Genomic DNA, 14789 nt, shown 5'->3' with positions numbered 1-14789 from the left:
CGTTTACACATTGCTTCCGGGGATTAATGAGAGGTTCCTGCCTCTCACCGGAGGCCAGACTTTAGCTGGCCCGACGAATTGTCGTTCCCTTATCGTCGCGCTGTATCTTGAAATTCATTGGGTGTATATCCGAATCAGATAGAACTATTTGAATAGTATGCTTTTTATCTGCTGGTGGAGAGGGCTTTTTTGTTTACTCATATGATGGTAAATTAATGGCCTTTTCCTTTCATGACAAAGTAGCAACTATATATGTATGGAATTGTGCATAACTTAAAATATAGAATTGACAATTTCTGCATAAAAACAATAGGTTAATCTAAATGTGTTATTCTTTAGTACGGAAGGCATTGTTCCGGCTTGATCCGGAACAGGCCCACGAGTTAACTTTCCGCCAGCTTAAACGCATTATCGGTACTCCTTTCGAATTTCTTATCCGCCAATCAGTTGCCACTAAGCCCGTTACTTGCATGGGGTTATCTTTTAAAAATCCACTTGGCTTAGCTGCCGGCCTTGATAAAAATGGCGAGTGCATTGATGCCTTTGGTGCGATGGGCTTTGGTTTTGTTGAAATTGGTACGGTAACGCCGCGTCCGCAAACTGGAAATGATAAACCAAGATTATTTCGTGTCGTCGAAGCAGAAGGAATTATCAACCGGATGGGGTTTAATAACCTTGGTGTGGATAATCTGGTTGAGAATGTCAAACGAGCAAAATATGACGGTATTATCGGTATCAATATTGGTAAAAATAAAGATACTCCGGTTGAAAATGGAAAAGATGATTATTTAATTTGCATGGATAAAGTTTATCCTCATGCAGGCTATATCACTATCAATATTTCTTCTCCGAATACCCCGGGTCTGAGAACATTGCAGTACGGTGATGCCCTGAATGATCTCTTATCTGAGATTAAAAATAAGCAAAGTGAACTTCAACAGAAGTTCCAAAAGTATGTGCCAGTTGCAGTAAAAATTTCTCCTGATCTTTCCGAAGATGAATTAGTCAAAATCGCTGATAGTTTAATGCGTCATCATATTGATGGGGTTATCGCGACTAATACTACATTGGATAGAACAATTATCGAAGGATTGAATCACTGCCAGCAAGCAGGAGGATTAAGTGGTCGTCCTGTTCAATTACACAGCACAGAAATTATTCGCCGTCTTTCTCAAGAGTTAAAAGGCAAAATACCGATTATTGGTGTTGGCGGAATTGATTCACTTGTTTCTGCGAGAGAAAAAAGGGAAGCTGGTGCTTCATTGGTTCAAATATATTCTGGTTTTATTTATAAAGGACCAAAACTAATCAAAGATATTGTCAATCATATCTGATTATTTGCCGCATTTTTGGGTTGGGGGTTTATTTCTGCCCCCAACTCGTCTATATTTTATCTGATAGATTAAATTTTTATCATTTTTCTTGTTTTGTTATTTCTCTGGTGATGTTTATTTTTAATAAAAAAGCTATCTTGAGCATATACCCAATGGATTTCAAGATGCAGCACGACGGCAAGGGAATGAATCCCCAGGAGCATAGCTAACTATGTGACTGGGGTGAGTGAGCGCAGCCAACAAAGCTGCAACTTGAAAGACGACGGGTATAAAAGGGTAATCAATGAAAATCAGACCTGATGATCAGTGGCGCTGGTATTTTGACCCTGAGCATAATCGGGTTATGCTCGATCTTGCTAATGGCATGGTTTTTCGTTCCTGTTTTCCCGCCAAAATGTTGACCGATTATGCTACGACAATGAAAGAAATGTCTTTCTCTGTCGATGATGCGGCACTTTATTATGCTTTTGAAGAGCATTCACGCCGTATTAATCTTGCACCAGCACTCAGAGCTGAGTTATCCCTGAATGGGGTGGTTGCATTTCGTTTTATAAAACCACAAATGCCTAAAAGTTGGTATTTCTCCAGTTTTTCTTTAATAGAAAAACCGGAACATGGAGAAATTGTTCAGGCTCGTTTACAGGAGAGTGGTTCCGAGGTGCTCTTTATGGTGGCTGAAGTCGGCGACAACGCCAGCGTATGTCTATTGGCGCAACAAACATTAGAGTTGAATGATCGAGTGATGAGTTTTTGTGACCCTATTAAAGTAATGAATGATCGTTTGATGCCTTATATCGAAACAAGCCCCGTATCTATATACGGTCGGGCGATTTAATATCATTAAGCCAATATACCCATAATTCCATAATGCGGATTATCATGTATATTTATAACATTGCTCAACTGAATGTTTTTTATTCTAGGCTATTCGCCAGTTCAAAAAACCACTAAAAATTAACAATAGACGGATATGGAAATCAGACAGCTGATTTTATCGATACTGTCTGATTAAAATGGAAATATTATTGTTATGTATTATTAATGCTTAGTTTAATTCAATAACTAAATCATTTTTTGGGATGCAGCTACACGCAAGAATCTGCCTGTTTTCTTTGATAGCTGTTGATTTTAGTGGTAGTACATCACCTTGAACCAAGGATATCTTACAAGAACCACAAATTCCGGCGCGGCATGAATAAGGGATCTTAATACCTTGATTCTCGAGTTGCTCTAAAATGATTTGTTGATTATTTCCAATAAAATGATGACCGTTGAATTCAATAGCAACAGTCTGTTCGATTGTTTTCTGTATATTTAAATCTTTCTCTTGCTCACCCATGCCATATTTGCGTGGAGTTTTCTTTTCCAAAATGGTTATATGATCACCAACACGAATAATACCACTGTTGCGGGCAACCGCATTTTGTCCAAAATCGACGGCACCATCCTCTTCCGCAGTTCTGAAAGATCTTAGTGTTGCCAATGGCTCACCTTGCGGATTTTTACGGCCTCTTTCTGGACTGACCGTTGTTAAGATACAGCGGCTGCATGGTTTTGGCAGATCGAAAATAATATCGCCTATCTGAATGACCTGCCAACTGTCCTCTTCGAAAGGAGCAGCACCTGTGACAATTATATTGGCACGGAACTGCTCTATTTTAATACTGGCGGGGCAGCGTTGTTGTAAGGCATGAAAAGAAGCGTCATTGATAATTAAATAAGGAAAGCCATCTGCGAATGATAATGGGATATCAGGAAACTTATTTACCCGACGAGTTAATTCTTCACTGAGCCAACGAAGTTGAACGGGTCTATCAAAAAAATGACTCAGCCAGGTATTTACCGAATCAGGAGCGACTAAGGCAGTAAAATGATTGCCCCAAACTTCGGTGGGAGACTGCTCTTCCTTAAAATCGGTGTAAAGCACCGTTGCACTTTCTCCGTTTGGTGCCTGTAAGTATAAACCGTTATTGAGCATCATCGGAGTAAAGAGCAGCATTTGTGGGTATTGGCGGCCAGTAATAAAAGTACCGTCTGTTGTGGTTATCATAAAATTGCGATCAAATGTAAGGCCGCTCTCATTAACGAGGGAATGTGAGAGTTGTAATCCCCGCATGGACTTGATGGGGTAGGTATAAAGGCGTGACATCGTTAACATTCATTATCTCCAGAATATTTTTATTTTTAATCGTGTCAGCAACTTTATGACATGTCGCTGGTATTGGCTATAATGTGCCACAATTTTTTGGTGGTAGACTTTTTGTGGTGATTAATAATATGAACTCTCTCTTTGCCAGCACGGCACGTGGGCTGGAAGAACTGTTAAAAAACGAACTGGAAATGCTGGGAGCGCAATCCTGTAAGATTGCCCAAGGCGGGGTTCATTTTCAGGGTGATGATCGGGTGATGTATAAAAGCCTGCTATGGAGCAGACTGGCATCCCGTATCATGATGCCACTCAATGAGTTCAAGGTTTATAGTGATCTGGATTTATATCTTGGTGTCCAATCCATTGACTGGAGTGAAATTTTTTCAGTTGATAGCACGTTTTCCGTGCATTTCAGTGGCACAAATGAAGAAATCAGAAATACACAATATGGCGCACTCAAAGTAAAAGATGCCATTGTTGATAGCTTTGTACGCAAAATAAAACAACGCCCTGATGTTGCCAAACAACAACCTGATATCCGTGTGAATGTCTTTTTGAATAAAGAAAAAGCAACTGTCTCACTCGATTTGAGTGGGGATAGCCTGCATATCCGTGGCTATCGTGATCTGGCGGGGCAGGCACCACTGAAAGAAAATCTGGCTGCGGCGGTTATTTTACGCTCTGGCTGGAGTATCGGAACGCCAATGGTTGATCCTATGTGTGGCTCAGGGACGTTGTTAATAGAAGCAGCGATGATGGCGGTAGATTGCGCGCCCGGCTTGCATTGTACACATTGGGGCTTCAAATCATGGCTAAAATTCGATGAAGCTATCTGGCGCGAAATCACTACAGAAGCACAAGTACGCTTCCGTAAAGGATTACAAGAAACAACATCCCGCTTTTTCGGCGCAGATATTGATCGTCGCGTAATGGATATGGCGCGTTCAAATGCGCGCAGAGCGGGCGTTGCCCAGCTGATCCAATTCCAACAGGGAGATGCAAGCAAACTGGAAAATCCAGTGCAGGAAGGTATATCGGGAACTGTATTAAGTAACCCACCTTATGGTGAGCGTCTTGAAAGTGAACCCGCACTGATTGCACTGCACAGTGTATTTGGTCGCGTGGTGAAAAGTCGTTTTTCTGGTTGGAGATTATCACTGTTCAGTGCTTCGCCAGAATTGTTGAGCTGTTTGCAATTGCGAGCAGAGCGCGAATTTAAGGCTAAAAATGGACCGCTGGATTGTGTTCAGAAGAATTATTCTATTCAGAAAAACGAACAGCAGTCAGATAAATCTCAGTTATTGAATATTGATATTGCTGAAGATTATGCCAACCGCCTCCGAAAAAATGAGAAAAAAATCAGTAAGTGGGCTAAACAGCAGGGTATTGATTGTTATCGCTTATATGATGCGGATTTACCAGAATACAATGTTGCTGTTGATCGCTATGCGGACAAAGTGATTGTTCAAGAATATGCGCCACCGAAGTCTGTGGATGTCAATAAAGCTCGCCAGCGTTTGTTTGATATAATCAGTGCAACAATGAATGTGCTGGGCTTATCATCCAATCAACTTATCCTGAAAACCCGCCAGCGTCAGAAAGGCAAGAGCCAATATGAAAAAATGGCCGAAAAGAAAGAATACTTTTTGGTAAACGAATATGGGGCGAAATTCTGGGTTAACCTGACCGATTATCTGGATACAGGGCTATTTCTTGATCACCGCATTGCCCGCAGAAAATTGGGTGAAATGAGCCAAGGCAAGGACTTCCTCAATTTATTTGCCTATACCGGTTCGGCAACTGTTCATGCAGGATTGGGTGGAGCGCGTTCGACAACCACAGTAGATATGTCGCGAACTTACCTTGAATGGACAGAGAAAAATTTACAGGTGAATGGATTAACGGGTCGTCAGCACCGTTTAATTCAGGCTGATTGCCTGGGATGGCTGGCCCAGACCCGTGAACAATTTGATGTGATCTTTATTGATCCGCCAACATTCTCCAATTCAAAGAGAATGGAAGACACTTTTGATGTTCAGCGTGATCATATTGTATTAATGAAGCAACTAAAACGTTTATTACGTCGTGGTGGAACCCTGATGTTCTCTAATAATAAGCGGGGTTTCAAAATGGATCTTGCTGAATTAGAGGCATTAGGATTGGTTGCAGAAGAAATAACAGAAAAAACATTATCTCAGGATTTCATTCGTAACCGTCAGATTCATAACTGCTGGTTGCTTCGTCACGCTGGCGAGGAAAAATAATATTATGTCATTGATTAGTTTATCCGGTGCTTGGTTGGCCTTCAGTGATGCACCATTACTGGATTATGCTGAACTGCATATTGAAGAAAACGAAAGGGTCTGTTTGGTTGGGCGTAATGGTGCGGGAAAATCCACACTCTTGCGTGTGCTGGCGAAAGAACAGCCGTTGGATGATGGATCTGTTATTTATGAGCAGGATCTGGTTGTTGCACGCTTACAGCAAGATCCTCCGCGTGATATCGAAGGTACGGTATTTGATTTTGTCGCGGAAGGGGTAAAAGAACAGGCTGAATATATTAAAGCTTTTCATCACACTTCACGTTTGGTGGAAACAGATCCGAGTGAAAAAAATCTCAATTATCTTGCGCAATTGCAGGAAGTATTGGATATCCGTGGCCTTTGGACACTGGATGGCCGGATTAATGACGTATTGAAGCAATTGTCATTGCCAGCAGAAGCAAAACTCTCTTCATTGTCCGGCGGCTGGTTACGCAAAGCGGCATTGGGCAGGGCATTAGTATGCGCGCCAAGAGTTTTGTTTCTTGATGAACCCACCAACCACCTTGATATCGACACTATCGAATGGTTGGAAAATTTCTTGAAGAACTTCAATGGTAGCCTTGTTTTTATTTCCCATGACCGTTCATTCATCCACAACATGGCGACACGTATCATCGATTTGGATCGAGGGAAATTGACGTCATGGCCGGGGAATTACGATAAATACCTTGAAGGCAAAGAGGAGGCATTGCGGGTTGAAGAAATGCAAAATGCCGAATTTGACAAAAAACTGGCTCAGGAAGAAGTTTGGATACGTCAAGGTATTAAAGCACGGCGCACTCGTAATGAAGGGCGGGTAAGAGCTTTGAAAGCGTTGCGTGTAGAACGAACTGAACGCCGCAATGTCACGGGAGCGGCCAAAATGCAGGTCGAAGAAGCAACTCGCTCCGGTAAAATTGTGTTTGAAATGGAAAATGTAAATCACCGGATTGGTGATAAGACATTGATTAAAAATTTCTCTGCTCAAGTACAACGTGGTGACAAAATTGCGCTGGTGGGGCCAAATGGTTGCGGAAAAACAACATTGTTGCAGCTGATGCTGGGCGATCTGACAGCAGACAGCGGGCGCATTCATTGTGGCACAAAACTTGAAATTGCTTACTTTGATCAGCATCGTGCAGCATTAGATCCTGATAGAACCGTTATAGATAACCTTGCAGAAGGTAAGCAGGAAGTGATGGTCAACGGACGTCCCCGTCACGTACTGGGCTATTTGCAAGATTTCCTTTTTCATCCGAAACGTGCAATGACACCTGTGCGGGCATTGTCTGGTGGTGAACGTAATCGTCTGTTGTTGGCGCGCCTGTTCTTGAAACCAAGCAATTTGCTCATTCTTGATGAACCTACCAATGATCTTGATGTTGAAACATTGGAATTACTTGAAGAATTGGTTGATAGTTATACTGGAACAGTGATTTTAGTCAGCCACGATCGCCAATTTGTTGATAATTCAGTGACTGAATGCTGGATTTTTGAGGGTAATGGTGAAATCAACAATTATGTAGGTGGCTATTACGATGCACAGCAGCAGCGGGAACAGACTGTTTCTTTGCGTCAGGTTTCAGAAAAAAAAGCCAGTGTTGAGCCTAAGGCTGTAAAACCGAAAGAAACAGCTAAACGGACAAACAATAAGATAAGTTACCATTTACTGCGCGAGTTAGAGCAACTACCATCATTATTGGAAAAGTTAGAAGAAGAGATAGAGAAATTACAATCTCAGGTCAGTGACGCTGAGTTCTTTAACCAATCACATGAAATCACACAAAATGTTCTGAATGAATTGGCAAATAAAGAACAAGAGTTAGAAAAGGCTTTTGATCGTTGGCAAGAACTAGAAATGATGAAAAACGGATGATAGCTACCGCATAAAAGAGACTTGTGGATTTTGCTAAAGGAGAAACACTTTGTGTTCCGATAACCATCAGCATGACAAGCTGGTTCTTTGTCCCCAGTGTGACATGCTGGTGGCCGTACCTGATTTGGAACAAGGGAAAAAGGCGGTTTGCCCTCGGTGTAACACTTTGCTGACAGCAAAATGGAAAGAGCCTCGCAACCAACCGACAGGCTATGCAGTAAGTGCATTAATAATGCTTTTTCTTGCCAGCCTGTTTCCCTTCATTAGCATGAACGTTGCGGGAATCGTCAGCGAAATTAAGCTGACCGAAATTCCCAAGGTGATGTTTAGTGAAGACTATCCCAGCATGGCTGTGTTTTTCCTGATCTTTGTTCAGCTTGTACCTGCATTTTGCATGGTGGCCATCATTCTCTTATGCCAGAATGTCAAAATAGCGCGTCGCTTGAAAATCGAGTTGGCGCGCATTTTGTTTAAGATGAAATCATGGTGCATGGCAGAAATCTTCCTTGCAGGTGTTCTGGTCAGCTTTGTTAAGCTCATGGCGTATGGCGAAATCAGCCTTGGTTTGAGCTTTTTGCCCTATTGTTTATTTTGCTTATTTCAGATCAGGGCGTTTCAATGCCTTGACAGGCATTGGTTTTGGGATGAAATAGAACCAGCCCCAAAATTTTGTCATATGTTACAGGCCGGAAAACCCGGCTTGGTACAAGGTGTCAGGCTGTGTCAATGTTGTACTGCTATTTTACCTGCCCAGCAATCCGTGTGCCCACGTTGTTATACAAAAGGGCACCCCCGACGCCGCCACAGTTTACAGTGCACAATAGCGTTACTGATAACATCAGTCATACTTTATATTCCGGCTAATGTTTTGCCGATTATGGTGACTCAGGCATTGGGAAGCCATATTAATTCTACCATTCTGGAAGGGGTCGTTTTACTTTGGGGTTCAGGTTCTTACCCGGTAGCTATGGTCATTTTCATCGTCAGTATTATGGTGCCTTTACTGAAAATGCTAGCTATCAGTTGGTTGTGCTGGGATGCTAAAAGTCAAAGCAGTCATAATTCCGAAAAGATGCATTCTATTTATGAAATGGTTGAGTTTGTTGGTCGTTGGTCAATGATTGATGTCTTCGTTATTGCCGTATTGTCAGCATTGGTTCGCATGGGACAATTAATGAGTGTTTATCCTGCCACAGGAGCCATACTTTTTGCTCTGGTTGTTATCTTGACGATGTTTGCGTCAATGACGTTTGATCCACGTTTAACCTGGGACAAAGCTAATAGTAAATTTGCATTACATAAAGATAAGGAGTCGTAAGGTGACGGATAAAGAAGAAGATCTGACCCGGGCTAGGATCAGTAAACTCAAGAGTTGGTCACCTGTATGGATCATACCAGTTATCACCGTACTCATTGGAGCTTGGATACTGTTTTACCATTTCAGCCATCAGGGACCTGAAGTGATATTGATGACGTCTAACGCTGAAGGTATCGAAGCAGGAAAAACAAAAATTAAAAGCCGTAGTGTTGATGTTGGTGTTGTTGAAACGGTTTCATTGAGCGATAACTTGGGACAAGTCATCATCAAAGCCCGCCTGAAAGATGGTATGGAACGATTGTTGCACACAGATACTGCATTTTGGGTTGTAAAACCGCAAATTGGGCGAGAGGGTGTTTCTGGTCTGAGTACACTATTGTCAGGTGTATTTATCGAATTACAGCCTGGTGCGGAAGGTGAGGAAGAAAGAAAGTTTTCTTTGCTTGACTCACCGCCGCTTGCTTCCCCTGATGCAAAGGGGGTGCGTCTTATTCTGACCAGTGAAAAAGCGGGGCGATTAACGCCGGGAGATCCAGTGTTATTCCGGGGATACCGAGTGGGGTCGGTTGAAAGCAGCATCTTTGATCCCGAATCCCGGTTGATCTGTTATCAGGTTTTTATTAATGCACCTTACGATGGATTACTGACAACGAACGTCAGATTTTGGAAAGATAGCGGTGTATCTTTCGATATGTCATCACAAGGCCTGCGGGTTGAGATTGCTTCATTATCAACCTTATTTTCTGGTGGTGTTAGTTTTGATGTGCCGAAAGGTTGGGATCTGGGAAGCCCAATCAAAGAAAAAGAAGTTTTCAAACTTTATGATAGTGAGAAGAACATCCAAAACTCACTTTATACAGAGCATAAAGGTTTTCTATTATTTTTCTCCGATTCAGTGCGCGGTTTACAACCGGGAGCACCTGTCGAATTCCGCGGGATTCGGATGGGAACTGTAGCAAAAGTGCCTTTTTATACTGAAGGCGTCAGGCAGCGTCTCGACAATGATTTTCGTATTCCTATATTGATTCATATTGAACCTGAGCGTTTTGAGAAAGAATTAGGAAATGGGTTCTATACAGACAAAGAACTGAAAGAGATTACTGACCGGGGTTTGAGAGCCTCTTTGAAATCGGGCAATTTACTGACAGGGGCACTGTTTATTGATCTGGATTTTTACCCTAATGAGAAAGAATGGGAAGGCCCATATGACATAGCCGGGTACCAGACTTTACCTACAATAAGTGGCGGTCTAGCGCAAATTCAACAAAAGGTCATCACCACATTAGATAAAATCAATAGCATGCCGATTGAGCCAGTATTTATTCAGGCAACACGGGCGCTTGAAGAGAGCCAGAAAACGATTAAAACAGCACAAAAAACCATGGATGAATTAAATCGTATTCTTGCGAGTAAAGAAGCTCAAGGGCTTCCAAAAGATATCCAAAATACATTGCATGAATTAAATCGCAGTATGCAGGGTCTTCAACCGGGATCACCCGCTTATAATAAGTTGGTTGACAATATGCAGCGACTGGATCAAGTACTGCGTGAACTACAACCTGTCTTGAAGACTCTTAACAACAAGAGCAATGCATTGGTATTTGAAGCGGAAGTGATAAAAGATCCTGAACCTAAAAAGGCGCCTGAATAATGAAAAAATTTATTTCAAGATCGGCATTTTTTATTTCTGCCACCGTTTTTGTTGTTGGAAGTGTATTAATTTCGGGATGTAGCAACAGTCAACCACAAAAAACGTATTACCAGCTGCCAGCTTTAGTTAACTCTTCGCCAAAGACGTCTCTGTCACCGGAAAGTGTTGTGCAACAGGAGGGAAAGCTGGGTGCAAAACATGAACGACAACTATGGGTAAAAGGAGTACACCTTTCTGACTATCTTGCAAATTCCGGAATTGTGTATCAAACAGGAGAAGTGAGTTATACCAATGCTTCGAATCATTTATGGGCCAGTCCACTTGAGCAACAATTACAGCAAGTGTTGATCTCCGAACTGAGCGCCGCATTTCCTCACCGCTTAGTTTCTGGACAGGAGCTGGAAAAAGACTCAGATGCACTGGATGTCACAATAACTGCTTTTCATGGGCGATATGATGGGCGAGTGGTGATTGAGGGATATTGGATACTATCAAATTCGGATAATGTGATTAAGTTTCCATTCAATTTTGAGCTGAAGCAGCCAGAAGATGGTTATGTGGAATTAGTGCTGACTTTGGCAAAAGGTTACAACCAGTTGGCCCAATCTATTGCCAAACAGATATCCTCTCAACATTAACTATGTTTGATAGATTTCAAGTTTTGGTGTAATCAACAATCTATAACTTGAAAAATGAAAGGTATAAGCATTCTAGATATTAATCATGACAATTTTATGAATATCTTTGCTTGATATTCATTTCGTATCAGGGTATCACTAGAATCAATCGAATAAAAAATGATCATAATTTCATCTTCATAGTAACAAATGAGGAAGTAAGGCATGAAAAGACAAAAAAGAGACCGTTTGGCAAGGGCACTTTCCAGAGGCTATCAAGCAGGCATTTCGGGGCGGCCGAGGGAGAATTGCCCTTATCATTCATTGGATGCTCGTTCGTATTGGTTGGGAGGATGGCGTCAGGCGAAAGAAGATCGCGTGTGACGGTTGATTGAGGCATTAAATGGGAGAACGACCTCCGCAATAGCGGAGGTGTTCAGCACCGGAGACAGAGGTTGACAAGTTTGCCAGCCACCAATCTGAGAATATCAAAAAGTACTGGTATCTTTGAATAAACCTACTTTCAAATCAGCCGCAGTATAAATCAGTTTGCCATCTACTAAGACTTCGCCATCAGCAAGCCCCATAATTAGTTTACGATTAATGACACGCTTAAAATTAATGCGGTAAGTTACTTTCTTTGCTGTTGGCAATATCTGGCCCGTAAATTTCACTTCCCCAACGCCGAGTGCTCGACCTTTACCTTCTCCACCGATCCAGCCGAGAAAGAAACCAACAAGTTGCCACATTGCATCAAGACCAAGGCAGCCCGGCATTACAGGATCGTTGACAAAATGGCAGTCAAAAAACCACAATTCAGGATTGATGTCGAATTCTGCCTCGACATATCCCTTATCGTAGAGACCACCAGCTTCGGTCATCTTTATAATGCGATCCATCATAAGCATATTGCCGCAAGGCAGTGGTGGGCCATTCTCACCAAACAATTTACCTTGTCCAGAGGCTTGAAGTTCTTCTTTCGTGTAGGATTCTTGTTTTTTAAACATATTCTCAGATTGCCTTATAATCGTGTAAGGCTAGAGAATAGCGTACGCATGTACGCTGAACAACTCCGATCAGATGATAACTGAATTAACCTAACCAGCGAAGAAACCAAGGAAGCCTAGGACGCTCTTGATTATTAGCCTGTGTAATGCGTTCATATATAATAGCTAACAGATGTTCTTTTTCCGGATCGTAATAAGGAATACCAGTCAACAATGATGCAGCCTCTGAAACATGTTCTACAGCCCAGATATGAAATTGACCATTTTTTACCGCATCAATAACATCTTGGTTCAGGCATAAATGCTGGACGTTAGATGCCGGAATAATAACACCCTGATAGCCTGTCAGCTCCCGGTAGTGACACACGCGGAAGAACCCTTCAATTTTCTCATTGACACCACCAATTGGTTGTACATAGCCAAATTGATCTACAGCGCCTGTAACAGCAATTTGCTGATCGATAGGGTGTTGTGACAATGTACTGATAAGGGCACATAATTCAGCCAACGAAGCACTGTCACCATCCACTTCGCCATAAGATTGTTCAAATACAATAGAAGCAGAAAACGGTTGTGGCTGATCCAGTTTCAATTCAGAAATTAAGTAAGCCTGCATGATCATCATGCCTTTTGCATGAATATTGCCGCCTAGCTCAACTTTACGTTCTACATCAATAAATTCGCCATCTCCTAAGTGGGCTACACAGCTGATACGGGAAGGTTCACCTATTGGATCCGGATGTCCGGGATATTCGAGTACAGATAAGCCATTGATCTGGCCAATCACTGAACCTTTTGTACGAATCAAAATCTGACCTTTCAGCATTTCATCCATACTGCGTTCAGATAAATAACTATGGCGCCAGATCCGATTTTCTTCCGCTTGTTGCAGAGAATCGGCGGTAAGCTGGTTTTCCTGCTGATAATTGGCCGCTGCTTCTAATTTCTGTTGCAACCATTGAATATCCAGAGGTAAACGGAATTGATCTTCTGTATAACGAGCTGCTTGTTTGAGTAACTCAGGCCAAGCATCGGCACTTAATGGGAGCAGGTTTTGCTGTTGGGTAATTCCATTGACATAGCGACACCACACCGTCAGCTCGTCTTCTCCATAAAGAGGCATATCCAGCTCAAACTCACCGTATAATGCATTGTTTGCCAGCTCAGGTTCGATGGATTGTAATTCTTCTAGACTCAGCCTATCACCAACTAATATCAGACGCAGATTCAATTCCATTGAAGGAATAGGAAGAGGGAGGGAACGGTTTTCATCATGTGATAGCCAGTCAAAACGACGTTGGATGATCATCTGCTTAAGACGAACCCACATCAATGGCTGAGAAAGCAAAGTGCGCAATGGTAAAATCAGAATGCCACCATTTACTTGATGGATAAGCCCGGGTTGCAATTGAAATGTGTCTTGATGTGTGTAGATGTTGCCAAATAATTGTTCTGACTCAATCCATTCTCTATAGGCAACCCGCTCAGTGGGTGCAAAACTGCCTTCTTCTGAAGAGTGCCAGGTAATGGTTTGGTGTTTTATCTGATAATACCCACCGATATTACCGTTTTTTTTCGGCAATAAAGAAGAAACTGCATCAGATAAATAAGACAGATAAGCATCACTTTCTTCTGCTTTCAGCAGCATAAAGGGTTGACGCAAATCAGCCTGACAAAAAAGGGATAAACTACTGTGGAGTCTGGATTGAACCTCATCCATTGTAATGGAGGGCAATTCAGATACCGAATTAAAGAGCGCCTCATAAGGCGTATTGTTTGGCTGTAGTGCCTGCCAGTCTAGTTTTATATTCGTCAAAGTGATAGCTACATCATATAGTAAAAGGAAACATTTATTATACAAGATTAGGCAATGAACAAACATGCCAGGATCTTGAAAGACACGACATTTGAGCTAACGCATTCATTGTCTGCAAAATACTCCAAGATTTTGTGTTGCTATGAGCAATTCACAGAAATAATTGCTATGCTTAATTTAAGTTACGCTGTCACTGAGAGATGAAATGAAATATCAACAATTGGAAAATCTGGAATGTGGCTGGAAATGGACATATTTAGCGAAAAAACACCGTGAAGGCGAGCTGATTACTAAATACATTGAAAAAAGCGCAGCTCAGGATGCGGTCAACGAATTGATGAAAATAGAACAAGAGCCGGTCCAAGTCTTGACTTGGATTTCGCGGCATATGAATCCCGATTTATCCAACCGAATGAAGCAAACGATTCGGGCACGGCGTAAACGTCATTTTAATTCTGAGCATCAATACTCCCGTAAAAAATCTATCGATTTGGATTTCCATGTCTGGCAACGGCTTTCAGCGCTTTCTCGGCGTCGCGGCAATACGTTATCAGAAACAATAGTGCAATTGCTGGAAGATGCTGAATATAGGGAAAAATATAACCATCAGATGTCGAGTTTAAAACAGGATCTGGAAGCAATATTAGGGAAATAAAGCACTATCTATGATGGTAACGTAAAAAAAGAGTAAGCAAAAAAATAAAACCCCATTTTAAAA

General features: G+C 42.0%; 12 protein-coding genes. 9 read left to right on the top strand and 3 right to left on the bottom strand.

Annotated elements, in window-relative coordinates:
* The first annotated feature begins 323 nt into the window (after nucleotides 1-323).
* A complete protein-coding gene (pyrD, locus tag AACQ81_RS08325) occupies nucleotides 324-1334 on the top strand; it encodes a quinone-dependent dihydroorotate dehydrogenase (protein ID WP_237385241.1) in 1011 nt (336 codons plus the stop codon).
* A gap of 283 nt (nucleotides 1335-1617) precedes the next feature.
* Complete coding sequence (locus tag AACQ81_RS08320; protein WP_237385240.1) at nucleotides 1618-2169, top strand: cell division protein ZapC; 552 nt, start codon at nucleotides 1618-1620, stop codon at nucleotides 2167-2169.
* A 210-nt stretch (nucleotides 2170-2379) separates the two neighbouring features.
* Here the strand turns inward: AACQ81_RS08320 and AACQ81_RS08315 are convergent, their stop codons facing one another.
* Nucleotides 2380-3492 (bottom strand): YcbX family protein, encoded by a 1113-nt coding sequence (locus tag AACQ81_RS08315; protein WP_237385239.1) that lies wholly within the window; start codon nucleotides 3490-3492, stop codon nucleotides 2380-2382.
* A gap of 119 nt (nucleotides 3493-3611) precedes the next feature.
* Between AACQ81_RS08315 and rlmKL the strand changes: the two genes are divergently transcribed.
* The 6 genes from rlmKL to rmf all read left to right on the top strand — a co-directional run bounded on the left by rlmKL (nucleotide 3612) and on the right by rmf (nucleotide 11632).
* Nucleotides 3612-5747 (top strand): bifunctional 23S rRNA (guanine(2069)-N(7))-methyltransferase RlmK/23S rRNA (guanine(2445)-N(2))-methyltransferase RlmL, encoded by a 2136-nt coding sequence (gene rlmKL / locus AACQ81_RS08310; RefSeq protein WP_237385238.1) that lies wholly within the window; start codon nucleotides 3612-3614, stop codon nucleotides 5745-5747.
* A 4-nt stretch (nucleotides 5748-5751) separates the two neighbouring features.
* Nucleotides 5752-7662 (top strand): ABC transporter ATP-binding protein, encoded by a 1911-nt coding sequence (locus AACQ81_RS08305; protein ID WP_237385237.1) that lies wholly within the window; start codon nucleotides 5752-5754, stop codon nucleotides 7660-7662.
* A gap of 49 nt (nucleotides 7663-7711) precedes the next feature.
* A complete protein-coding gene (pqiA, locus tag AACQ81_RS08300; protein ID WP_272902953.1) occupies nucleotides 7712-8980 on the top strand; it encodes a membrane integrity-associated transporter subunit PqiA in 1269 nt (422 codons plus the stop codon).
* Between the two features lies 1 nt (nucleotide 8981).
* A complete protein-coding gene (gene pqiB / locus AACQ81_RS08295; protein ID WP_237385236.1) occupies nucleotides 8982-10631 on the top strand; it encodes an intermembrane transport protein PqiB in 1650 nt (549 codons plus the stop codon).
* A complete protein-coding gene (pqiC, locus tag AACQ81_RS08290) occupies nucleotides 10631-11269 on the top strand; it encodes a membrane integrity-associated transporter subunit PqiC (protein WP_272902952.1) in 639 nt (212 codons plus the stop codon). The genes pqiB and pqiC overlap by 1 nt, the downstream gene beginning before the upstream one ends.
* 204 nt (nucleotides 11270-11473) lie before the next feature.
* A complete protein-coding gene (gene rmf, locus AACQ81_RS08285; RefSeq protein ID WP_237385235.1) occupies nucleotides 11474-11632 on the top strand; it encodes a ribosome modulation factor in 159 nt (52 codons plus the stop codon).
* 104 nt (nucleotides 11633-11736) lie between these two features.
* On the opposite strand, the gene fabA is transcribed toward rmf, so the two are convergent.
* Both fabA and AACQ81_RS08275 read right to left on the bottom strand, forming a co-directional pair.
* Nucleotides 11737-12255 (bottom strand): bifunctional 3-hydroxydecanoyl-ACP dehydratase/trans-2-decenoyl-ACP isomerase, encoded by a 519-nt coding sequence (gene fabA / locus AACQ81_RS08280; RefSeq protein WP_237385234.1) that lies wholly within the window; start codon nucleotides 12253-12255, stop codon nucleotides 11737-11739.
* A gap of 85 nt (nucleotides 12256-12340) precedes the next feature.
* On the bottom strand, nucleotides 12341-14071 hold the full coding sequence (locus tag AACQ81_RS08275) for an AAA family ATPase (protein ID WP_237385233.1): 1731 nt from the start codon (nucleotides 14069-14071) through the stop codon (nucleotides 12341-12343).
* A 205-nt stretch (nucleotides 14072-14276) separates the two neighbouring features.
* Here AACQ81_RS08275 and matP point away from each other — a divergent pair, with 205 nt between their 5' ends.
* Complete coding sequence (matP, locus tag AACQ81_RS08270) at nucleotides 14277-14726, top strand: macrodomain Ter protein MatP (protein WP_237385232.1); 450 nt, start codon at nucleotides 14277-14279, stop codon at nucleotides 14724-14726.
* Nucleotides 14727-14789: the final 63 nt, after the last annotated feature.

Source organism: Xenorhabdus sp. Sc-CR9, assembly GCF_963897815.1.
Classification (GTDB): Bacteria; Pseudomonadota; Gammaproteobacteria; order Enterobacterales; family Enterobacteriaceae; genus Xenorhabdus.
The sequence above is the reverse complement of the archived record's forward strand: the minus strand, read 5'-3'. Positions and strand labels throughout refer to the sequence as shown.

Bases quoted from the DNA above. Each gene is read 5' to 3' on its own strand.
- pyrD (WP_237385241.1), top strand. From the start codon at position 324: ATGTGTTATTCTTTAGTACGGAAGGCATTGTTCCGGCTTGATCCGGAA.
- AACQ81_RS08320 (WP_237385240.1), top strand. From the start codon at position 1,618: ATGAAAATCAGACCTGATGATCAGTGGCGCTGGTATTTTGACCCTGAG.
- AACQ81_RS08315 (WP_237385239.1), bottom strand. From the start codon at position 3,492: ATGTTAACGATGTCACGCCTTTATACCTACCCCATCAAGTCCATGCGG.
- rlmKL (WP_237385238.1), top strand. From the start codon at position 3,612: ATGAACTCTCTCTTTGCCAGCACGGCACGTGGGCTGGAAGAACTGTTA.
- AACQ81_RS08305 (WP_237385237.1), top strand. From the start codon at position 5,752: ATGTCATTGATTAGTTTATCCGGTGCTTGGTTGGCCTTCAGTGATGCA.
- pqiC (WP_272902952.1), top strand. From the start codon at position 10,631: ATGAAAAAATTTATTTCAAGATCGGCATTTTTTATTTCTGCCACCGTT.
- rmf (WP_237385235.1), top strand. From the start codon at position 11,474: ATGAAAAGACAAAAAAGAGACCGTTTGGCAAGGGCACTTTCCAGAGGC.
- fabA (WP_237385234.1), bottom strand. From the start codon at position 12,255: ATGTTTAAAAAACAAGAATCCTACACGAAAGAAGAACTTCAAGCCTCT.
- matP (WP_237385232.1), top strand. From the start codon at position 14,277: ATGAAATATCAACAATTGGAAAATCTGGAATGTGGCTGGAAATGGACA.